Below are 21562 nucleotides of genomic sequence, written 5' to 3' on the forward strand. Positions count from 1 at the left end.
CGCGGTTGAGGAACTGTCGTCCGCTCACGCCGCCACTTGTCCGCGAAGGCGGGCATGGCTGCCGAGCGGCTCGCCCCCGAGTTCATCGCGCCCGCCGAAGGGGACGAATTCAGCGGCGACGAGGGCGGCGGGCGACATGGACGGCTGAGCAGACCGCGGCCGGCGCCTCGCTGGCTGTCCCGCCTCGGGCTCGTACAGCAACAAAGCCCACCGACGGTACCCGGAAAACCGGGGCAAACCGTTGGTGGGCTTCGTTTGGAACTGTGCGCCATCAGGGACTCGAACCCCGAACCCGCTGGTTAAGAGTCGACACCTGGGCGTTTCGGACGGTGTCGAGTGATGCCGGACAAGACCTTTTCGTCTGGTCGCGGGGCAGTCGCTGTGTCGGGGTGTGTCGCCTGGTGTCGGACTGTTTCGGGCCTCTCGGGCGCGTCTCGGGCTCGCGAATGCCGGGTTCTGTCGCTTGGTCCAGACGCCTTGGGCGGCCGCGTTGCCGGTTGGTGTGGATGGTGACGGTGGGGGACAGGCGCGATCCGGTTGTGTCGGCTGTGAGCACGATGGTGGGGGCCGTGGTCGGCTTCGGGTTCGGCAATGTGTTTACACTCGCTCTCCGGCTCGGTATCCGGGTGTGGGTCGTGCCCTTGGTCGCGCCCGCGGTGGACCTGACGGTGGTGGCGTTGCTTGTGGCGATCCGCCGCCTCTCGGAGCACGGAGCGGCTCCTGAGGTGCAGCGCTCGGCGCGACGGCTCCTTGTCCTTGCGAGCGCGGTGACGCTGGCGTTGAACGTGGCTGAGCCGCTGATCGCTGGTGAGGTCGGCAAGGCGTCGTTCGCCGCGGTGGGGCCGCTGTTGCTGATCGGCTGGTCTGAAGTCGGTCCGGGCCTGCTGCAAGCGCTCGCCGATCTTCGTCAGAGTGTGGAACCTCCCGCCGATTCGGTACCGCTGACCGCGATGGCAGAATGTGAATCGGAGATGTCGAACGTGGTCGACACTGGCTTGGACGGCGATTTGGTCGAGCGGGCGAAGTATATGGATGCCCGGCATCGTGAGTTGCGCCAGCGACCGATCTCGGCCGAAGGGCTTCATAAGGCTTTGGGCGTCGGAGCGGAGCGTTCCCGATCCCTCACGCGCCTGGTCCGGTCGGAATGGCGCGATCCGTTGGATGTGAACTCGGAGTCCGCTTCGTAGCTGAGCTCGGGATGGTATGTCCTGCAATGCTTCGTGGGACCGTTGCCCCAGCAAGGCCACCGCGGGAAGCCTTGGGGGTCGATTCGCTCCTCCAACGCGTCGACGACCAGACGCGGCCAGTTGATGACCACCTGGCGCACCAGCTCGGGGTGCATGTACGAATGGTTCTGAGTGTCCTCGTAGTAGTCGAGCAGCTTGAGGAGGAACTGCCAGCACGTCGGCACCCCCTTGGTGGACACGTTGGTAATCTTGTCGACAGCTGGCCCCGCGTTACGTGACACTGCAAGAGTCACTATGTAACGCCATATCGAAGGGACGATGCGGATGAGCTGCCAGTGTCCACTCGTGCGGCGTAGACGGAATGACCGGAAGAAACTGTTGAGAACTATCGCGGCCGTGCTGATCATCTGGGCATCGCTGACGATGTGGCTTCTCGCAGGAGTGGTGGCGAATATCGTCAGCGCATCGATGGCATCGCTGATCGTGCCGTTCATATATTTGATCGGGATACTCTTCTGGCTTTCGATGGCACAGCGGCACCGGCCCAAGGTTGCCCCGAGGTCGATCAGCCTGCCCGACCTGTGTGGGATCATCTTCTTCGTTCTCAGCGGCTCATGGGGCTTTTACTCGTATTTCAAGGGCGGATTTACCAGTCCGTGGGCGTGGGTGGCGACTGCGGTGATGATGAGCGCGCTTGCATGGTTCGGTTGGGACTTCGTTCTCAGGATTCCTGGCAGGGCAGAAAAATTTCGGGTGGACTACCTCTCTGTGAACGCCACGCCTGAGGCCATCAGGCTTCAGTTCGAATGGGTCAGGCATCGACGAAGGTGCCTGGGGAAGCCCAAAAATGACGAAGACCTGCGCGCGAGAAGGGCGGCTGCGCGGCGCAGAAGTGATCGGACCACGGGAACGTTGCCGCACTTCCTCTACGTGCGTTTGAACGGACTTGTCGCCGCTTACGAAGACCGCTCGCTCATGATCGCGCTGTTCACGGGTACTGCAGGGCTGGCACCCAACTTTCTCGCCGACCTGGAACCGAGCCTCGGGGCTGCATCGCTTCTCATTGCCCCGTTTATTCTCGTGCCATTTATACACGCGATGCGACAAGGGTCTCGTCGTTCGGCAGCAGCTGTCAGGGCGGTCGACTAATTCTCATCGTATGACCATCCTTCCCGATCGTGGACGGTTGATGGTCACCAAAGCCAGCAGGGCACTGGTGGCGAGCGCGCCGATGACGACGTTCCGGCTGATCAGCCCGGCGTTGCCGCCGGGCACCTGGTCGGTCGCTCTGCCCATCGCGAGCATGCCTGCCAGCAGAACGGCGTAGGCGAGTGCGATCCAACCGGATACCTGCGGATTCGCATCGCGGACAATATAGATCAGTGCTGCGATGGTAATCCCGCCGGCGATCGCCGCGACGTCGGCTGACCACAGTCCGCCGAGCACGGCAGCGAAGACGGACAGCCTGCCGTCGGGCGCGAACGCGGAGGTCGCCAGCGATTGACGGCCGGGAGGTTTGGTCAGAAACCATGACACGACAACGAGAACACCGACGGCGCCGGGAATCAGGATGCGCAGACGCGAGTCGTTGCGCAGAAAGGCGATCAGTGCCAGGACGAACCAGATCGGCAGCGCCGCGCCGAAACTGGGGCAACCCAACACTGCGGCGACGCCCGCAGCCCAGCTCAGGCTGAGATGCGCACAGGGGATCGCGAGCACGCAGAAGAATACTGCGGGGATCCAGCTGATCCCGTTGGTGCCCTGCAACCACAGTTCTGCCGCGTGGGAGCTGAACAGCACCCTGCCGACCAGTGTTATTAATAGGTAGGCTGAGCACGCGTTCGGTCAGTTCCCTGGCACGCCGATGAGGGCGTGCTCCGTGCGCGTGTATTTGCCCCGCGGTGAGGCGTTTGCCGCATGATGCCGTGGTGCGGACAGGTGCGACGTTTCGGATCTCTGGTGATCGCGGTAAGTAGTGAGGCTGATGAAGGCCGCCTTGCGGGTATCCACTCTCGAGAGGTGGCCTTTGCGCTTCATGCGGGTCCTTCCTGCGGTTCGGGGATCGCTTCGAGCGGTCGCCCTTCGCTCTTCAATACGCGGAGCGCCATGACCGCTCCATCGCCATCCATGGTTATGATTCCCGTCCAGTCTCGCTGTACCGCCGCCCAGCGCCTCTTGCACTCGGCGACCACCTCCGGCATCGTCTCCGCGTAGGCTTGGGCGCCGTCACCCGTCTTGAGGATCTCGTGCAGTTCTTTCGGCATCGCCGAGAAGACCTCGACTCGCTCACGTGCGAACCGGAAGACGTGGTCGGTTCCGACGAATGCGATCCCGCCGAGTTCGATGCGAACGTCACATTCCGCGTTGACTGCCTGCGGAGAGTGATCGGCGCCTAGTCGCCGTTGCTGTCGCACGGTCAGGTACTTGTACGCGTTGTCGCGATCACCGACGAAAGTCAGGAGCGCTGCAGCGCTTGCGCGGACCAACACCCGAGAGAACCACTCGAACCTATCCGATGTGATGTGGAAACCGGGACGGCTCGAGGTCTGGCCCTGTGCGTCGACGGTCTGGATGTCCGGGAAGAAGTTCTCTTCTTGCACCGGGCCGTACGGGTCGGGAGGGGGCTTGCCTGGTTCGGCGAGTACACCGCCGCCCACGGGATCGAGCAGGCGTATCTCGATCCCGCCTTCCGCGACGAACGCCGTCGACATCAGCAGGCTCGGCAGCGGATCGGCACTGCCGCGCCCATCGCCGAGTGCGATCACTTGGACCCGCTCGGCCGAGGCCATCAGCTGACTGTGCTGCGCGCTGGGCTGACCGTGTGACCCGCGTCCGTCGACCAGCGCGATGCGCAAGGGCTCACCGCCTTTCCTGCCAACGAGAAAATGCCCAGGTCTGCTCCGTCGTGTGCCCTTCGCCTCCGCACCTTGACCCCGTAGTGCCCAGCCTGCGTCGAGTGCGAGGTCCACGTCGACGGGCTCGAAGCGGTACCCAGGATGCCTTCGCTGCAAGATCTCTCGCGCCGCAGTCAGCGCGAACGCTGCACCGAGTTCCTGCGCTTGCACGCCCTTGCGGTGATACCTCGGGTCATGTCCGTCGGGTGAGAGTGCCAGCCGGCCACGATGAGCTTCCAGCGTGGTGAGGTAGCGCAAGCAGTTCCAATGCTGGGAGAGGCCGCGCGACGGGTTCTGCCCAGACAGCGTGGTCGCGCGGCCGAACGTCTGAAGTAACTCCCACGGCGTGATCGTGAAGCCGTTTCGATGTTCGGCCGGAGGGACGGGCCCGATTTCAGGCTTGCGCAGCACCTCCGGTTTTTCGTCTTTGGAACGCTTCTCGTCTTGTTTCGCGATGTAGCGGGTTACGGCTCCGGACAGCTCTGCGGTGGAGTGAATCGCCACATGAGAGCTCTGCAAGAGCTTCTCCAGCGCGTCTCTGAGCTCCATGGTCTCCCCGTCCCCTCGTGCGTCCGCCGTGATGCACCGCTTTCCAACTCACCGGATTTCCCGGAGTTTGTCTGCCGCCTGAAGGATGACGATCCGCGCAGGACAGTTGACGCTGTGTATGCCTTCTTTGGTGAACAGCGGAAACGTTCCGCTCAGCTGCCTTCCACGCCACTCGTTCGGCCCAGTGATGCTGCCGACCCGGGTGAGTTCCTTGTAGGACGGCAGCTCAGTTCCACAGCCGGACGGATTGTGCGTCGAAGAAGGCGATCTCCAAGCCGACCTTCGCGTACGCCGTCGCTCGACGTGATTGCATGTCCTGTACGGCCTTAATCGTCGCTTCGTTTGACGGCGAGGTGACGTCGCCGAAGAGGGATACGACCAGTCGGGTGATCTTCGAGTGGACGATGGCGTCCATGATGTGTGCGTCGTTCTTGCTGAACGACATCCCGTACGACAGCAAACCGCCGCTGATCGCTGCGAGTGACCGAAGTGCGCGACCGAGGTAGTCACTGGTGCCGATACGGGTCAGCTTCTCGCTGCTCGTCCCTTCTGCCACGTATAGAGGGAATGAGTCCGCTTCGAGCTGGGCGCGGATCTGGTCGATCAGCGGTTCGTTGGTCCGGCGCCACGTCAGCTTCTTCAAACCACCCTCGCTGCGGTACAGGTGAAGGGCTCCGTGGAGGTAAAATACGTTCTGTGAATGGGGATCCAGGTGGTTCCACACGACGTAGTCGGTAGCCTCTCCAGGATCTCGAAAGCCGTCGTCCGCCTGCCTTGCCTGCAGGTTTTCCTCGGGAAAGTCTTGCATGAAAGTCCAGTAGAGCAAGAGGTCGTAGTTCGCGGTGTAGATACGGTCGAACTTTTCCAGGAACCTGCGGACTCGTAAGTAGGCTTCGGCGTCGATCTCGTACGGCCGTTCAGGGTGAAGCGCCGCGAGGATGTGAGCCAGTGCGTCCTTGAGCTTCGAGGCTTCCTCGTTAAGTGTCGTGGCTTCTGCCGCGTACTTCGTTGCATCGAGCGCGTAGAGCCCGATAGCGGCGTCCTCGAGCGTCTTGATGACAATCTCGAAGTCCTGAGTGTCCAACTTCTGGAAGAGGTGCTGGGCAGTAGCGCTGAGCATGCCTTGCGCCTCGGCATGGGATCGCAAAGCCGAGTATGAGAACCTGGCGGGGTCGAAGGCGATGCTGAACCCGTTTCCCAGTATCAGTCGGATAGGCGACGCTCTGCCCTTGGAGTTTGTCGGTTCGCTCAGCCAGGCGATGGCCCCGTCGTAGTCCATGAGGTCCACTGGTCCACCTCAAATCCGTTTCTGCAGCGAGTGTCCAGGCTTATGTGCCGTGGGCCAACTGCTGGCTGGAGCGCCATTCCTGTGCTTCCGGCTCTTCGACGTAGTCGAGGAGATTGTCCTTCAGGCCCATGTCTTCGAGGATCGTGAGGATCTCGGCTGGAGTGGCGTAGAAGAACTCGCGCCTGAGATTGACCCGGTTGACGCGCCGGTCGGCGAGATGCTGGTGTAATCGCGTCTCCAGGCTCACGGCATCGGCGTCGAAAATCTTGGCGTGGACGTCGAACCTGAATGGAACCGAGGCGTCGCCGAGTTCACGAACGCGTTCGAGTGGGTCGAGCCGCCGGGTCAATCCGACTTTGACGATGCTGTCGCCGAAGGATCCGACATTGGAGATCACGTAGACCCATCCAGTGCGGATGTTCGCTTCGCGCTCCTCGACGCCTCTGATTGCGTCTCCGATCTCGTCCAGCTTTGCCTGTGCAGCCGCGGCTTGCTGCTCGTCGCCAGATGCGGCCCACTTTTGCAGGGCGTTCCGCCAGTGTGCTTCTTCCTTGGCCAGCCTGGCTTTCTCGCGTTCGAACTCTCGTTGAGCTTGCTGCTCGTCCCGTTGCCGCTCCCGTTCGGCTCGGATGCGTTCCTTGTCCTCTTCGACCTTCGCGAGATGGTCGGCGGTTAGTTCAAGTTCTTCGAGGCGCAGCCTGTGGTAGCTGGGGGAGATGTTGATGTTCATGGTTTTGCCGAGGCGAGAGATGACCTCACGGGTCTTGGTCAGTCGATCTTTGGCCGATTCAAGGCGATAGGGGCGCATGGACCTCACGCAGTTGTCCGCCTCGGCGTTGTAGGCGCGAAGCATGAGCTTGGAAAAGTCTCTCACCATGCGCTGGCCTTCGACTGTGGAACCGTTCACAGTCCAGTCTGTGGTAGCGGTGATCGCATGGTTATTCTTTGCCGAGATCTTAATGGAATCCTTGAGACGCTGCAGGGCAGCCTTGTAGGCGACGGCGTCGGCCAGCCTGTGCCGGAACTCGTAGATTCCGGCCTCCTGGAGCAGCGTGATCTCTTCAGTCTCGACCACTTGGTCGTGCAGTGACTTGAGCTTCGCGGCTGCTTCATCGATCTGCCGTCGAACCGTGGCCAGTTGTGCCTCGGCGTCCTTAAGGCTCTGCGCCTGTGCGTCTTGGTGTTGCCGCGCCTCTAGCCCAAGTTCGGCGATAGTCTGGCGCATCTGCCGGATTTCTCGCTCAGCTTCCAGCGCGTCTTTGCCTCTGAGCTCGGTGTACTTGGCCTTGAGATCTACTAGTTGCGCACTCAACGTAGCGTTGTGTGCGTTGACTTCCCGAAGCTGAGATGCCGCTTGTAGGAACTTGGTTGTTTCCGTGCCGAGCTCGGCTTCGAGTTCTCGAACCCGTTTCCGAGCGCCGAACAACCCAGGCTTGCCCGATGCTGCGGAACCAGGCCCTGCTTGGAAGGGTGCCATTTGCGGCTGCGGCTCGGGATCATGGGTCCACAGTTGCCAGAACTTCGGTGGCGCGGGCCAGTCGGCTGGTGGCTGCCAGCCCGGCGGAGGCGTCCATCCGGCGGGGACAGCCGGCCAGTTCGGTGGCGGATTGAATCTATACCCCATACCACTACCCTCCGCTGATCCTGATCACGGCAGAAGTCGCGGCTTCGTGAGAGTGTGTTACACGGTCATCCTCAGCCCTAGGTCGCCGGCTCGTAGAGGCTGAACGGGATGTCCTGGTCATCGTGACAGTGCGCGATGCGGCTGACACCGGGGATGGTTTGGACGTCTTCGCTGTGTCCCCGGGTTCGCGAAGCCGTTCGATACGTAACGCGGGCTCCAGTGCTGCCCATTCTCATGCGCGAAGATCCAGCGTTCAGACGGTTGGTCACCAAGTCTGGGTTGCCGCCGGTACGGTTCCACGACCTCCGGCACGGCGCGGCGACGTTGTCGCTGGCCGCGGGGAGCGACCTGAAGACGGTGCAAGCACTGCTGGGCCACGTAAGCATCGTCCTGACGGCCGACACCTACACCAGCGTGCTCCCGTCCCTCGCCCATGCGAGCGCCGAAGCGACCGCGAGCCTGGTTCGTCGGGCCGGCTACGAACGGGGTCAGAAAATCCGCAGGTCGCGCGCCACTCGTGGTCGACAACAACGAGGTCAGGGCGGCGGCCGAGGTCCGCGGCTCATTCATCGTGGAGGGGCCCTTGGCGGAGCTCACGGTGGCCCCACCTCAGGCTCGCACAACAACAAAGCCCACCGACGACATCCCTGAATCAAGAGATAATCGCTGGTGGGCTTTGGAACTGTGCGCCATCAGGGACTCGAACCCCGAACCCGCTGGTTAAGAGTGAGCTGCTCTCTATGTCGGATGGTGTCGAGTGATGCCGAACAAGACCTTTTCGTCTGGTCACCGTGCATCGGCAGTGTCGGGGTGTGTCGCCTGGTGTCGGACTGTTTCGGACCTCTCGGGCGCGTCTCGGGCTCGTGGATGTCGGGTTCTGCCGCTTGGTCCAGCCGTCCGGAAGGATCGCGTCACTGGGTGGTGTGGTCGGTGATGGTGGAGGAGCGGCGCGATCCGGTTGTGTCGGCCGTGAGCACGATGGTGGGGATCGTGGTCGGCTTGACGTTCCTCTTCGGGTTCGGCAATGTCTTTGCGCTCGCACTCCGGCTCGGCGTCCCTGTATGGGTGGCGCCCTTGGTTGCGCCCGCGGTGGACCTGACGGTCGTGGCGTTGTTGGTAGCGATCCGCCGCCTCTCGGCGCATGGAGCAGCCCCTGAGGTGCAGCGCTCGGCGCGACGGCTCCTTGTGCTCTCGAGTTCGGTGACGTTGGCGTTGAACGTGGCAGAGCCCCTGATTGCTGGCGAGATCGGCAAGGCGCTGTTCGACGTGGTAGGGCCGTTGTTGCTGATCGGCTGGTCCGAGGTCGGACCGGGCTTGCTTCAGGCGCTCGCTGACCTTCGGAAGGATGTTCGACCCCCTGTCGTCGCTACGTCGATGAACTCGGCGCAGGAAGGCTCGTCGGATAGATCGATTGTGACTCCAGCAGGGCTCGAAGACGGCTTGGTTGAGCGTGCGAAGCTGATGGACGCTCAGCATCGGGAGTTACACCAGCGGCCGATCTCAGCCGAAGCGCTTCGTAAAGCTCTGGGCGTGGGGGCCGAGCGCTCTCGCGCTCTGACGCGTGTGGTGCGTGCGGAATGGCGCGGATCGTCGGAACTACCTGAAGAGTCGGTTGCCTAGAACGAACCGTTCTGCGGCTCTAACTGATCTTCCGCCTGCCTGAGCATGGCGATAGTTGCATCCTGTGGGGTCGTGTACGTTTTTCGACAGGGCGTGAAGTACCGCTTCCTGGTCCCAACCCCATCTCGCCGGCGATGTCGTAACCCCTCCATCACCGTGACCACTCACCTCGGCTGATAGGTGATGCAAGTCTGGATCACCTATCAGCCGAGGTGCGCGGCGCAAGGTCGTCGGCCACTCGTCCGCGGCCTATACGATCTCGATCAGCGTCATCGGCGTTGACTCTCCCCGGTCGAGTTGTTGGCGCATCCGGGCGATCGCCTGGTGCTGTATGACCCGTACGGCACCAGGCGCGAGGCCCAGAGCTTCGGCGGTTTCTCTGCCCGATAGGCCGACCATCATCCGCAAGGTGATGACTTCTTGCTGAGTCTTGGTAAGCGCACCGAGCGAACCGGAGAGACGGCTTTGAAGGTCACGGGCGTGGTGTGAGCACAACTCGATACCGGCTGGCTCCTGCAGCCGCGCAAGTCCGGTTCGGATATCTCGCTGAGCTGCGCGACGTCCGTCGGTGACCTTGTTGTTCGCGATCGCGTAGACGAAGCGCAGGAACGAGTCACCAGTGCCGTGATACCGGGGCAGGGCAGTGAGGACCGTGACACACACCTCCTCGGCGACGTCGTCCGCTGTCAGGGACGAGATCGTTTGCCCGTTCATCCGGGCGCGGCAGTACCTGACGACCGCGGGCCGAATGACTTCGAGTAGGGCGCGGATCGCGAGCGGGTGACCACCCTTGGCGTCCATCACCAACCTACTGAGGTCCTTTATGGACATTCGTCGAGTCGGAGAGCTGGATGTGTCCTCTGCACGCTTGAGTACGTCGAAAGCGCTGGCAACGCGGGTGTTCCCGTCGATGGGATCCATGCAGGGGGCCAACTTGACCTCGATAATCCAGCGCTTCATCTGAGTGATGACGTCCCACCCGCCATCGGGTGGAGTGATCCGACCATGCCCTACAACCAGGTCATCGAGCATCCCCTTCGACCATAGCTTTGTCTGGAAGCCGCCGTGATGTTGTAGGGCTACTCTCCCGCTCCAGTCCGAAGGAGGCATCAGTTTCCAACTCCAGTCCGACACCAGTTCGGCAGGCTCGCGTTCGTTGAGGCTGGTGTTCTGCTGTGCGGCGACGACTTGATCGAAGATCGGCGTCTCCGCGTCGGCCCGGTCCTCCGCAGGGGATGTGTCCTCCGCGAGTTGGCTGGCCAAGCTCGCCTCTTGCTCGTCGGCGTGCGCCTCGCGCCGCTGCGGGACTGGAACGGTACTCGCTACACAGATCGCCAACATTGGTTCGGCGTCGTCGATGCCGTACTCCACCGCAGTGGAAAGCCACGGGATCGCGTCGGCGAACCGCTCGGTGGCCATCATCTGCATACCGATCTCGAAGGCCTGGTAAGCGATCTCGGCGACGTGGGCCATGGTGGGCATCACGCGGCCGTACGCGGCCATGTCGATGTCGTTGGCCGCCTCGGCGCGGTCCATGACGTGGTCGACGTCGAACCGGAGATCGTCGGGCGCAGGAGCTGCGGTCATCGCTGAACCTCCGAGGCAGGACTGCGGTAGTGCGCAAGCAGAGGGGAGGCCTTGAGCTCGGCGAGGCCCCGCTGACGGAGCGCCTTGACGCTGGGCTTCGTCGCTACGAGAAGCGCCGCGACCTCGTCGAGGCTGTCCCCGTAGCCGTAGAGCCGTATCAGCACCTGACGTTGCCGGGTGGGCAGCGTTCGGAGCGCTTTCACGAGAAGTTCGTCGGTGAACAGCCCGTTCGCGAAATCGGGGTCGTCCTTGACGTTCGCCGCCGTGGCTCGCAGGATCGCCGCGTCTTCGACCGCGCACCTGGTCATCACCGCATCGCAGTGCAGGGCCGCCGAAATGTCCTCTTCGGTGCTCGGGATCGGACGCCGCTTCTGCCTGCGGAGCTCGTCCTTGACCCTCAGCTCAACGATCTGGATCAAAAGCTTCCGGGGCTCGCGCAGCGATCCCTTTTCCTGCCACCGCTGCACGAGTTCCTGAAAAGCGGTGGCCACGACCTCCTCGGCGGCCGAGTGGTCACCGAGGAAGCGCTTCGACGCGAAGGCGATCGCTCCGGGCACGCCGGCGTCGCGGACGCGGAGCACCTCGTCCCGGTCGTACCGGATCCGCGGCTGATGCTCGTACTCGCCGGGATCCGAGTCGGGATCGGGGCTCTCATGATCCCCGCTCGGGGGGCGTTGGGCGCCCGTCATGCGGACTCCGAGGTCGCCGGTACGGCCGGGCCGAGAGTAACGGCCCATTCGCCACCGGCCGGGTCGCGGCTGATCACGTGGGCGGCGCGGCCGGAGTCGCTGAGGACCTGCGCGGCGTCAACGAGGGCGTCATGACGGTCGCGGGCCATGGAGCGCTTGGTGCGCAGGGTGAAGACGTCCATCATCGCCCGGATCACCGAGCGGGGGCGGGGGATCATGATGCAGTCTGTATCAGGGGAGCTGGCGGGGCCTGTGTCCATGTTGGCCTCCCTTCCTGCTCCCATACCGAACCGAGCAGTGCAAAAGAACCGGTTCCGGCGAAAGATCTTGAAACTTTTCCGGCGCGAGGCAAGCCCAAGGGGAAGCCGCGCCGTCGTCGACGTCACGTCGACGGCGGGGTCCAGCCGAGTTTGCCGAGGGTGCGCGAGATGGTGGCCTGGGTGATGTGCGCGTGGGGCTCGATGGCGCGCTGGCTGAGGCCGAGCCGCGCCGCTTTGAGCAACGCCTTTCCGAACTTGGCGTTCGCGTCCTCGACTTCCTTGGAGGCGGCTGCCACTTCGGCCAGCTCGTTCCGCTGTGCCGCGGTGAGCGTGGGTCCTTCGCTGTTGTTCATCGGGCACACCGTAGAGACCTCACACGGTTTGAGCAAATCCGGAAAAACCTATGCACGCTGCATCACATAAAACGTCACCGTGACGAAACAACCTAGGGTCGAACCCTGCCCGCATAGCAGGCCTTGATGCGTCCTGTTGTGGCGATAATATCTTTTATCGCCACAACTGGCCGGCTCCGAGTCGTTCCAGGGGACCCGGGTTGGGTGTTTCGACGGCGAGGGCTTCGATGTCGTCGGCTGCGACAACGACGTCTGCGGGAACGCACTCGGCGATGTCGGCGGCGGCTTGGGGCCAGTGCGCCGCGGCGATAGTCGCTGCTTGTTGGGGTCGACTTCGTGGAGAAGTTTCTCTGAGCCGAGTGGGTGTTCGCGGAAGAGGTCGCTGGCCGCGTTCACCTGGAGTGGGGAGGCGTCGGTGCGGGTGAGGAGCATCGCTTGTTTCGCTCGTTCGGAAAGGTCGCCGCGTTCGGCCTGTTCGACGGCGCGGAGCTCGGCTGCGACGTCGGCAATCAGCTGCTCGGTCAGCGCCTTGTCGCCGAGCGTGTGGGGTGCGCGGCCAACGCGGTGTGCTGCTTCCTCATGTTGATTGTGATCACGCGCCCACACTTCACAATTTGCTGGCCGTGCTGGTATCGACTGGCGCGTAGGGGCTCGACGAGATATACGACATCCCCCGCGCCCTCTGAGGCCAAGCGATTCCCCTCGGCTTCGCAAGAGTTGTGCGGTCGTTTCGTCAGTGTTCGATGCGGCAGGGGGAAGTGGAGTCGGCACCTGGGATGCGAGTGATGATGTCGCGTTCGGTGTCGACATAGTCGCGGTCGTTGATGGCGCAGAGGTGCAGCAGCCAGTTTTCTTGGTTGAGATCGATCTTGAATGCGCCAGTGCGGACGAGGCCGATCAACAGTCCAGAGTTGGTGGTGCGCCATTCGCTGCTCGATGTTGGAAGTGAGAGGCGGGCGACGCTCCGGCCCTGGGTGATATCCCAGAACTCCAGTTCTTTGGAGGTCATCCGGTTGCGGACTATGAGACTGCCCCCGGGAGCGAACGTCGTTAGTTCACGGTCGGCCGCCATGGCTGCGGGTGGGCGTGAGCTGCCGTCGTGCTCAGGATTCCAGGTTTCCAAGGTTCCGTTTGTGGTGTGGACCGCGACTTCTGCGGAGTGACCTTGCGTAGCGACTTCGCTGAAGTTCGAATTCCCTGAGGCGCGGAAGGTACGGATGCGGTGCCGATTGGTAACGTCCCATAGTTGAAGTTCGTTATCGGTGATGACGATGACTTGGTCAGGGTGGCCCTGCCGTGGTACGGCATATGCTTGCGGCGCGTGAGCGCGGGCGATCTCGGTCTGTTCTTGGAGTGGCAGCGGTTCGCTGAGTTGTTCGCCGGTGCTGACGCGCCATCGGGTAAATATCCCACCGTTCAATACCGCAATTTCGTCCCCGTTGGCTGGGATTGCGGAAAGGTTCCACGTCGTTCCCTTTTGACTTTGCGGAAAGGAAATGGTACGACGTACCCTGAAATCTAGTGTCGATATCACTATCAGGTCAGATTTCAACCTGCTTTTGACGAGTAAGAATCGTTCGTCCGTGGTAAAGATGGGTGAGAATGTATAATCCACGTCGATCGTTGCGAGCGCTTCACCGCCGATCTGTCGATGTGTCGTGCGGTCCACCACTTCCAACCTGGTAGGGCGGTCGAAGCCACCTGTCGTCATGGCAAGTGTCGTGCCGTCGGACATCTGTTTCGCCCCAAACAATTCGCTGCCCCGGAAGAGCTGTGGAGCTTCCTTCGCTTGGAGGGGCCTTGTGCGTACCACGCCGCTTGAATTGACGATCAGTATTTCCGGCCCGCCAGGTCCGTGGACTACGTTCATCAGCTGCTTTTGCGGGCCAGAGGGTGGGACTATGGTTTGTATTTGGTAAGTTTTCCTGGTATGCACGTCGAGGACGTGTATCATTTGAAAGGAGTCAGCCTGTTGCCCGGTTGGGTCGAGCAAGAAATTATGTGTCCCGTCGAACTCTGCTTTGGTGCAATCGGATGTCGCAGTTCGTAGTATCTCTTCGGAGTTTGCCCCCGCGCGCAAGACTGCTTCGTTTGTTTCGAGATCACATTCTATGGCGACGCCGGCCCTGTTGAGGTTTCCCTTGTGTAAATCGTGGACAATCCGACCTGTGGTCCAGTCTCGAATGACGTTGTGCCCCTCGGTCTCGGTCATCGAAGACTCGCTCATCCACACCGTACCGGCGGTATCGACCCGCTTGACGGCACGACCTCTGAGACCGTCCGACGGGATGTTACTGGGCAACCGTTGTCCGGTATCCACGTCAAAGATCTGTAGCGGATACTGGTTAGACCCGGCAGGGGTTTGCGTCGTCACAGTGGCCGCGAGCCGACGGCCATCGGGTGACAGGGTGAGGCTGGTGACGTCGTCGCGCAGAGGGTCGGTCGGAGGATTCGGTTCGCGTAGGCGGATGGGTCCGGTGCGGTCCTTGACGTTCCACACCTCGATCCCGCTGTAGTCGGTGCGCATCGCCAGCCTGCTGCCATCGTCGCTGAGTTCCACCTCCCCGGCCTTGATGCGCCCAGAGTTGACCTTCCACGACGTGGGTGTCGGTGTGCCCAGACCGAACCAGACCGTCATCGCGCCGTCGGATTCTTGTACGGCGATTACCTGGCTGTCCGCACTTGTGACCAGCGCGGTGATCTCTTGAGACCAGAGCCCGGTCTGCACGCGCTGCGCGGTGCCGAACCGGGCCTGCTGGATGAGCATCGCTGCCGTCGCGGCGGGGCTGCCTGGGTCGTGTTGCCAGGCAGCCTGAGCGAACTGCAACGACGCCAATGGTGCCGTGTCGGCGCGTCGTTGTGCCTCCTCGGCCAGCGCTGTGGCGGCTTGTTTGCGTAGCAGCGCGGTCAGCTCGGTGTTGCGGCGTTGAGCGAGGACGGCGAAGCTGCCAGCCACCACCGCCAGTACGGTGATCACCGCGGTTGCCGCCTGCCATCGTCGTTTCCCTCGGCGTCGACCGGCTTGGCTGGCGGTGAGGAATTCGCGCTGGTCTTCGGTCAGTTCGGTCGGTCTTTCCGCGGCGCGCCCTTCAGCGATCGCGAGATCTCGGCCTCGCAACAAGCGACCGGGGTCTTTCCCAGCCTCACGCCAGAGGCGGAAGGTAGTATCCAGGCGGTCACGCCACACCAGATAGTCGCGATCCTCGTTGAGCCACCCGGCCAGGGTCGGCCATTGCCGGATCAACGCCTCGTGGGCCAGTGCGAGCAGGCCGTCGCGCGTCACGACCAGGCGGTGGCGACTCAGTATCTCGACCATCCCGTGCAGCTGGGGGTCGATACCGTCAACGGGGATGCGATGCAGGGTGAACCCGCCGTCCTCAGTGGGGCGCACCAGTTGTAGCAGAAGCCGTCGCGCGAAATCCCGTTCCTGTTGGGTGGGCAGTTGGTGTCGGTAGACGGTGTCGGCGTAGCCGGCGAGGGCTCCGCTGACGCGTCCCAGTTTCGTGTAGGCCTCGTGGGTGAGAACCCCGTGGTGGTGGCGCTCCCAGAGCATGGTGAGAGCGAACTCCACCAGGGGCAGTTGGCCGGGCGCGTCCACAGCATCTTGCACGATCACCTCGGCGAGGCCGGGATCGAATCGCATCATCCCAGCCGCGCGTACCGGCTCCACCACCGTGTCGCGCAGATCGCTGCGGCCCATCGGCAGCAGGTGTACGGCGCCGTCGCGCAGAATCTCGGCGTGCTCGGAAGTCAACACCCCGTCCAGATCGGCCGAGCGGAGGGTGAGGATTGCCTGCAATCGTGGGGGACGGCCTGGTGCTTGTGGTACGGCGTGGACGCGCTGGGCCACGGTCTCGAACAAGGCTCGGGCAGTGCCGGGTTCGGTAGCCACGATCTCCTCGAACTGGTCGAGGAAAACCACGACCCGTTCTTCTTCCCGCAGTGGGGTCAGTGCCTCGGTCAACTGCGCGGAGGGACTGACGGCAGCCTTGGCCTGGAAGTCCACCACACGGCTGCCTTCCGCTTTCAACTTCGGTACGAGCGAGGCCCGTACCAGGGAGGATTTGCCGCTGCCGGAACCTCCGGTGACCACGACCAGCGGGCGGTGGGCGGCATACTCGGCCAGCAGGGCCGCCTCGCGGGTCCTGCCGTGAAAGAACGCGGCATCGTGTTCACGGAATGGTTCAAGACCGCGATACGGCGAAGGCGGTATCGCGGCGTGCATGACCACCGGTTGTAAGTCGAGCACAGCCTGAAGCGGGATCATGTACGCGGTGGTTGTGGCGTGTTCGGCGGCGACGACGACCCCGATGACACCGCCGGCCTGCGGATTCCATACCGGCCCTCCGGAGAAACCGCGGGCTATCTGTGGCCCACGGGGCACCTCGATCTGCAACCATCCGGTGGCTTGCCCAGCGCGCAGCTTCCCCGCAACCCAGATCCCCGAGTCCCGTCCCTCGGGAAACCCGAGCATGCGTAGGTCGTCGTTCCACGCCCCGCCGGCGGGTGCGAGTCGCGGAGGGCGCGCATCGTTCGGCAGGGAATCCAGTTCGAGGATCGCGAGGTCACCCGTGCCATCGGGATGGATCGGATCCCAGACCAGGACCCGACCGGTACACGCCGGTCCGTCGAGCAGCGGAAAATCTACGGTGATGGCGTTTGTGGGTGGTCCCCCACGGGCATCCACGCCGAACGCATTGGCCACGACATGAGCGCACGTGCATACCAGCCGCCTGCCCAGGAGAAACCCCGTTCCCTGGATCTGGCCGTCTGGGCGGAGCAAGCGCACTACCGCAGACTCGAACATGCGGACCCCCTTACGCGACAGGTGGTTTGACCCACTCCACGCTGAGCTCGAAGTTGGCCTCGCTACTCGCCTTTGCGACGACCACACCAGCCGCCGCAGTGACCTTGATTCCAAACTTCAGCGTGATCTTGTCCGGGGGCTCGACCAGCCCACGCATCTGCTTCACGACGGCCTCGATCGCCGACTGCGTTCGCCGCAGCGCGTCCTGCAACGTCTCGCTCGTCGCGTGGGCCACCGCCGCGGTTCGACCGACGCGGTCCAGCCCGGCGCCATCGACATCCGCCACCTCGACCAAGACGACGTCCCCACTGTCCAGCGGCAACTTGACGACCTGCGGCACAACCGGCCCCCTCCTGTGTAGCGCGAAACTTGATCACAACCGAGGGACCGTGGTGGCCACCCGAGGCTCCGCACACGCAGACTAACGGAATTCACCTAAACGTACCGATGTGACCACTCACGGCGCCGGCCGTCCATGCCGAACACCGCGTTGCCGATTTAGGCAGGCGGATGACCACGCGGGGGGCTGCATTTTGGGGGTAATCACTTTGGCTGGGCCGCCAGTCAAATTTAATGCATGCTTCTCATCTCAACTGATCCTGGACGCCAGGCGTGCTATCTGCGAGCCTGGTAGTGGCCTGTGCAGGGCCAGTCTTATTCTTCGCGAACTGGAGGTTTTCCTCGACAACCCACCGGCTTCCGGCGACCGCACTGGGTAGGCGGCGCGGCAGAAGTAGCAGGTTGGCTTGCTGATCAAGCGGCGGACAAAATATCTGCTGTCCACCTGGGTGACGGGATCGAGCAGGAGCGAGGGGTTCCGCGCAACGGCGTCGCTCGTATAGAGCGGCTTCAGCGGAAAATCGCTGACACCCGAGCCGCCAGAAAGTCTTGGCCATTGCTGCCTAAGACCGCCGCGGCACCCGTCCACCAGGTCCTGCCACCCAGACCGGGCGGTCCTGCGCGCTCGCATGCTTTGTGAACGTCTGAACTTGAAGCCGCGTCGCGCGAGCAGCGGCTCGCCGCTGATCCCACCGCGGCGTCGACCGCGCTGCCCGACGAAGCTGCACGACGAACTTACCGAGCAGCACGGTCGCACAGCAGAGGCGATCTGTTCCCGGTTGATCAAGTTTCACTGCGATATTGACACGCCTGCCCGGGCAAGCCTGCACGCCTGAACGCGGCGCCGAACTCAAAGCCCGGCTCGATGTCGACTACGCAGCAGCCGCAGCTAGCACGTGGGGTTCGGCGCGCGCCTAGGATCGATGATGGGGGAACAAGCCGTAGCGACCGTGGTCTGCGTTTTTGGTGAAGGAGATGTCCCGTGTCTCGGACTCTAGGTGGTCCGGTGGGTTCTGGTTTTCCAGGATGATGATTTGGCCGGAGAAGTTCGTCTGGATATCGGCGAAGAACCGGGCTGAGAGGCTGGTGGTGTCGAGGATGTCGCCGCTGTTGTCGGGTTCGTCGTTCGGGTCCGGTGGCCGGTAGACGACGAGGGGGGAGTCGAGTATGACGAAGCCGGGGTGGGGGAGGTCGTTGTCGAAGCAGTATTGGGCGAGCGAGATGGTGAAGGCGGCGTGCAGGATGGCCCGGACGCCTTTGCCGTGGGCGGAGCGCAGCTGGTTGCCGGACATGATGTCTTTTTTGTCGAAGTTGTAGCTGGTGGTGTCGGCTTCCTGGTAGCCCCAGGCCCTTAGCCTTGCCGCGATCATGCGGGAGAGGTTGGCGACCGCGGTGCGTTGCAGACCCGCTGTTTGCTCCATTTTGTCAGGCTTCGGCGCCTCTTCGATCTCGGTGCGGAGTCTTTCGAGGCGCTGAATGCGTTTGATGGCGTCGGCGTCGCGTTCCAGTTGAGATGATTTAGTGAGCAGGTCGCGGAGCTCGGTTTCCTGGGGATTGAGCAGGTTGTCCAGCCGCGCGATCTCTGTCCGTGCTTGGGCTGCTTGGTCGGTGAAGGCCTGGAGCCTCTGAACCTTCTCGTCGCGTTCGGCGCGCAGGCCGGCGATGGCTTCAACCAGGTCCCCGCGGAGCGCGGTCGTCTTGAGCTGTTCTTCGCGTACGGATTCGGCGAGCGCAGTTGTGTCGTCGGCGCAGTCCTCGTTGAGGTGCTGGTGTTCGGGGTCGGCGCCGCAGAACACACAACGTCCTGGGCTGAAGTAGCCGAGCAGTGTCCCGGCTTCAGCTACGGCGTCCAGCCGGTCTAGGTCAGAGGTGTACTGCTTATGCAGCAGTGTGAAGCGCGCCTCGAGTGTCTCCAGTTCGGCCAGGCTTCGCCGTGCGGCGGTGGCAAGCCGCTCGTTGTTGGACAGGGCGTGCCCCCACTGCTGCCTCGCTTCGGCGGCCTGCTCGATGCTCGCCGTCGATGTGGCAATCGTCCCTTGTAGGCGCTGGAGTTGTTCGTTGATCTGTTGAAGGGTCTCGTTGCTGCGGAGTTGTTCGCGCAGCTCGGAAATCAACGTGTCGATGACTTCGCTCTTGGCTGCCTTGGACCTGCTCTGGTCCTTCTCCGATTCGCGTGGCGTGAGCGCGGAGTCGTCATCGCCCTGCAACAGCAGCCGAAAGGCAGAGATCTCTTTGGTCTCGTCTGTCACCTGCCCCGATGAGATCGGTGAGGTCTTGGCCTGGATCTTAATTTCGTTCACGAGGACCAAGGGAGCCAGGGTTCGAACGGAGAACGAGACAGTGTTCCCGGCTCTGTCTTTGCGAATGACCTTGTTATCGAGGCCGAGCTTGCCCAGGAGATAGCGCGAGAGATTCTCGGTGCTCCTGGCACTGTGTTTCGCCGATAATGACCTGCGGTCGACGGGCAACGGGTAGGCGCGATGATCCCCCTGGAAGAGGCTGAACTTGCCACCGTGCGGGCTCCGGGCCAGTGTCACCGGGGTCCCGTCGGGCAGCTGCACGCCGAGCAGCACTTGGTCGTAGCCGTCGTGTTCGGGGAGTTCCTCGAGTTTCGAGCCGCCCAGCATGAAGTCGAGGGAGTCGGCGATGTGGGACTTCCCCGTGTCTGACGGTCCGCGGACGAGGGTGAGCTTGGGGCCGAATTCCACGGTGGCGGGGTCGACCGACGCGCCTATGAAGGTCAGGTGCAGCAGCCTCAGCCGTTCCATGGCTCTGCCTGCCTCTCGCTGCTGGTGAAGCCTGTGTCAGCGGGGCGTCTGCGGAAGATCACCGTAGTCTGCTGGCGGATCTCCTCGTCGGACATTGTCGCGAACCGCTCGACCACCCACCGGGTGCGGTTGCGCAGTTCGGTGATGTAGCTGGAGGCGAGTCCGCTGACGAAGCTGTATGCCTCATCTCCGGCTTGGTATCGGATGCCGGTGTTTGGCGCCTGCATGTCGATGAGCCCGGCGCGCAGCATGACTCGTAGCCCTTCTTCGACGTTGGCCCGCCGGACGCCGAGCTCACCGGCGTGCAGGGGATGGTCAGGATGGATGGAGGGTGGCCCTCCGAGTTCGGCGGTATGGAGCACGGTGTGGTCGAGCAGGACCAGGTGATTGATGTCCAGCTGTTGCGGATAGGCCTCGGTCAGCATCACGAGGACGCGGAGCCCGTATTCGAGCGGACCGTTGAGGGAGCTTCTCATGACTCGTCCACCCACGTCAGACGGTCATCGTTGGCCAGCTGGTGGCAGACGCCCTGGCGGTCTTCGATCTCGGTCACGTTGATGAGCTTGTGCCGGCTGAGGTCGAGGCTGCCCACGTGCGTCATCACCTGGTTCAGCTTCGCGAAGCCGTTCGGGTGGTCGGCATCGGCGACGTCGACCACCCCTGCGTGGATGTCCTCTTGAAGCTTCTCGAAGGTGCCCGGCGGCACCGCTCCTGCGGAGTAAGCCTTGAGCGACTCGGCCTTGAAGAATCGCACCCGTTGCCGCTGCAGGTTCTTGGCCATCTTCGGGACGGCGGTCACGGATTCCAAGGTGGTGATCGTGCCTGGGTGGCGTTCGGCGTATACCGCCAGAAGCTGCTGCAGGTAGCGCGTCTCGTCCGGCGAGTAGTCCTCCGGCGGGCTCTCGCTGCTAGCGCGTTCGGGAAGTGACGTGCCGAACCGGGAGGCATGCCATCGGGTCTGGGAGTGAGTGGTCAGCGCCTCTTGCACCTCCACCGACCTGAACATGCTGAAGGCGGTGCCTGTCACCAACGTCCGCACCGCTTCGATTGCGTCTTCGTCCAGCCCTTTCACCAGAGCGTCGCCGTCGACGAGCCGGTCCAAGAACTTCGCGCGCAGGGCAGTCGGCTTGCTGACCAGCATGTTGAGCTGAGTGGACAGCCCCCTCGGCGCCAGGAACTGGTAGCTGCGGGGAAGGGTGTATGCCCCCTCCAAAGTGGACACGAAGACCTTGAGGATCTCCTTCGCAGCGTCACCGAAGCTAAGCGGCTTGTCGTAGTGCTTGGCCTGGAAGCAATCCCACGGCCCCTCGAACTGCTCGTGGGTCTTGAACGCGGCGATGTCCGCGCCCTTGTCGCCCGCTCCGCCGAGGCGCTTGATCTGGAAGTAGTCTTCGTTCAGGGCAGTGGCCCACTCGCGGATGAACTCTTCCCAGTCGTCAGGCGAGTACGACATGATGCGCGCCATAGGTGGGACGGGAGGCCCGTCCAAGGCCACCGACAGGGTCGAGTCGGCGGGCGTGGGCATGGCGCTGACGGCGATGCGCCGGTCGACCTGCTGCTCACCCGTGGTCACGCTGTGCTTGCCCTCCGCCCCAGT

At 63.1% G+C, this 21562-nt stretch carries 18 protein-coding genes; 4 read left to right on the forward strand and 14 right to left on the reverse strand.

Annotation, left to right across the window (positions count from 1 at the left end; all coding sequences use genetic code 11):
- Nucleotides 1-557 precede the first annotated feature (557 nt).
- Together AJAP_RS06910 and AJAP_RS06915 are read left to right on the forward strand one after the other, a co-directional pair.
- Nucleotides 558-1187 (forward strand): hypothetical protein, encoded by a 630-nt coding sequence (locus AJAP_RS06910; RefSeq protein ID WP_228694995.1) that lies wholly within the window; start codon nucleotides 558-560, stop codon nucleotides 1185-1187.
- Nucleotides 1188-1583: 396 nt separating this feature from the next.
- Complete coding sequence (locus tag AJAP_RS06915) at nucleotides 1584-2336, forward strand: hypothetical protein (protein ID WP_038509085.1); 753 nt, start codon at nucleotides 1584-1586, stop codon at nucleotides 2334-2336.
- Nucleotides 2337-2339: 3 nt separating this feature from the next.
- Here the strand turns inward: AJAP_RS06915 and AJAP_RS06920 are convergent, their stop codons facing one another.
- From AJAP_RS06920 to AJAP_RS06935, 4 genes are all read right to left on the reverse strand, one after another.
- Nucleotides 2340-2987, reverse strand: a complete 648-nt coding sequence (locus AJAP_RS06920) for a hypothetical protein (RefSeq protein WP_174492003.1) — start codon at nucleotides 2985-2987, stop codon at nucleotides 2340-2342.
- A gap of 233 nt (nucleotides 2988-3220) precedes the next feature.
- Nucleotides 3221-4630, reverse strand: coding sequence for a hypothetical protein (locus AJAP_RS43540; protein WP_148311462.1), 1410 nt, complete (start codon nucleotides 4628-4630; stop codon nucleotides 3221-3223).
- Between the two features lie 226 nt (nucleotides 4631-4856).
- The gene (locus AJAP_RS06930; protein WP_228694996.1) at nucleotides 4857-5909 is read right to left on the reverse strand and encodes a DUF4917 family protein; all 1053 of its coding nucleotides are present in this window, start codon (nucleotides 5907-5909) and stop codon (nucleotides 4857-4859) included.
- Between the two features lie 49 nt (nucleotides 5910-5958).
- Nucleotides 5959-7542, reverse strand: coding sequence for a DUF4041 domain-containing protein (locus AJAP_RS06935; RefSeq protein ID WP_228694874.1), 1584 nt, complete (start codon nucleotides 7540-7542; stop codon nucleotides 5959-5961).
- Between the two features lie 234 nt (nucleotides 7543-7776).
- Here AJAP_RS06935 and AJAP_RS42845 point away from each other — a divergent pair, with 234 nt between their 5' ends.
- On the forward strand, nucleotides 7777-8193 hold the full coding sequence (locus AJAP_RS42845; protein WP_228694997.1) for a tyrosine-type recombinase/integrase: 417 nt from the start codon (nucleotides 7777-7779) through the stop codon (nucleotides 8191-8193).
- A 282-nt stretch (nucleotides 8194-8475) separates the two neighbouring features.
- The gene (locus tag AJAP_RS06940) at nucleotides 8476-9162 is read left to right on the forward strand and encodes a hypothetical protein (protein WP_038522528.1); all 687 of its coding nucleotides are present in this window, start codon (nucleotides 8476-8478) and stop codon (nucleotides 9160-9162) included.
- Nucleotides 9163-9411: 249 nt separating this feature from the next.
- Here AJAP_RS06940 and AJAP_RS44695 read toward each other — a convergent pair whose 3' ends face one another.
- The 10 genes from AJAP_RS44695 to AJAP_RS06985 all read right to left on the reverse strand — a co-directional run bounded on the left by AJAP_RS44695 (nucleotide 9412) and on the right by AJAP_RS06985 (nucleotide 21538).
- Entirely contained in the window at nucleotides 9412-10749 is a 1338-nt protein-coding gene (locus tag AJAP_RS44695) for a sigma-70 family RNA polymerase sigma factor (RefSeq protein WP_228694876.1), read from the reverse strand.
- A complete protein-coding gene (locus AJAP_RS06950) occupies nucleotides 10746-11438 on the reverse strand; it encodes an RNA polymerase sigma factor (protein ID WP_038509089.1) in 693 nt (230 codons plus the stop codon). The genes AJAP_RS44695 and AJAP_RS06950 overlap by 4 nt, the downstream gene beginning before the upstream one ends.
- Nucleotides 11435-11656: a hypothetical protein gene (locus AJAP_RS06955; RefSeq protein ID WP_148311464.1), complete on the reverse strand. Its 222-nt coding sequence runs from the start codon at nucleotides 11654-11656 to the stop codon at nucleotides 11435-11437. Before AJAP_RS06955 ends, AJAP_RS06950 begins: the two co-directional genes overlap by 4 nt.
- 164 nt (nucleotides 11657-11820) lie before the next feature.
- On the reverse strand, nucleotides 11821-12051 hold the full coding sequence (locus AJAP_RS06960; RefSeq protein WP_038509092.1) for a hypothetical protein: 231 nt from the start codon (nucleotides 12049-12051) through the stop codon (nucleotides 11821-11823).
- A gap of 48 nt (nucleotides 12052-12099) precedes the next feature.
- Nucleotides 12100-12657, reverse strand: coding sequence for a hypothetical protein (locus tag AJAP_RS42850; protein ID WP_228694877.1), 558 nt, complete (start codon nucleotides 12655-12657; stop codon nucleotides 12100-12102).
- A gap of 127 nt (nucleotides 12658-12784) precedes the next feature.
- Nucleotides 12785-16858 carry an nSTAND1 domain-containing NTPase gene (locus AJAP_RS06965; protein ID WP_084098052.1) on the reverse strand — a complete coding sequence of 1358 codons (4074 nt, stop codon included), beginning with the start codon at nucleotides 16856-16858 and terminating at the stop codon, nucleotides 12785-12787.
- Between the two features lie 10 nt (nucleotides 16859-16868).
- A complete protein-coding gene (locus AJAP_RS06970) occupies nucleotides 16869-17198 on the reverse strand; it encodes a CU044_2847 family protein (protein ID WP_038509095.1) in 330 nt (109 codons plus the stop codon).
- Between the two features lie 913 nt (nucleotides 17199-18111).
- Nucleotides 18112-19965, reverse strand: a complete 1854-nt coding sequence (locus AJAP_RS06975; protein ID WP_038509096.1) for an AAA family ATPase — start codon at nucleotides 19963-19965, stop codon at nucleotides 18112-18114.
- Nucleotides 19953-20441 carry an ABC-three component system middle component 2 gene (locus AJAP_RS06980; protein ID WP_038509098.1) on the reverse strand — a complete coding sequence of 163 codons (489 nt, stop codon included), beginning with the start codon at nucleotides 20439-20441 and terminating at the stop codon, nucleotides 19953-19955. Before AJAP_RS06980 ends, AJAP_RS06975 begins: the two co-directional genes overlap by 13 nt.
- Complete coding sequence (locus AJAP_RS06985; protein WP_051972364.1) at nucleotides 20438-21538, reverse strand: ABC-three component system protein; 1101 nt, start codon at nucleotides 21536-21538, stop codon at nucleotides 20438-20440. The genes AJAP_RS06980 and AJAP_RS06985 overlap by 4 nt, the downstream gene beginning before the upstream one ends.
- Nucleotides 21539-21562 lie beyond the last annotated feature (24 nt).

Source organism: Amycolatopsis japonica (genome assembly GCF_000732925.1).
Lineage (GTDB): Bacteria > Actinomycetota > Actinomycetes > Mycobacteriales > Pseudonocardiaceae > Amycolatopsis > Amycolatopsis japonica.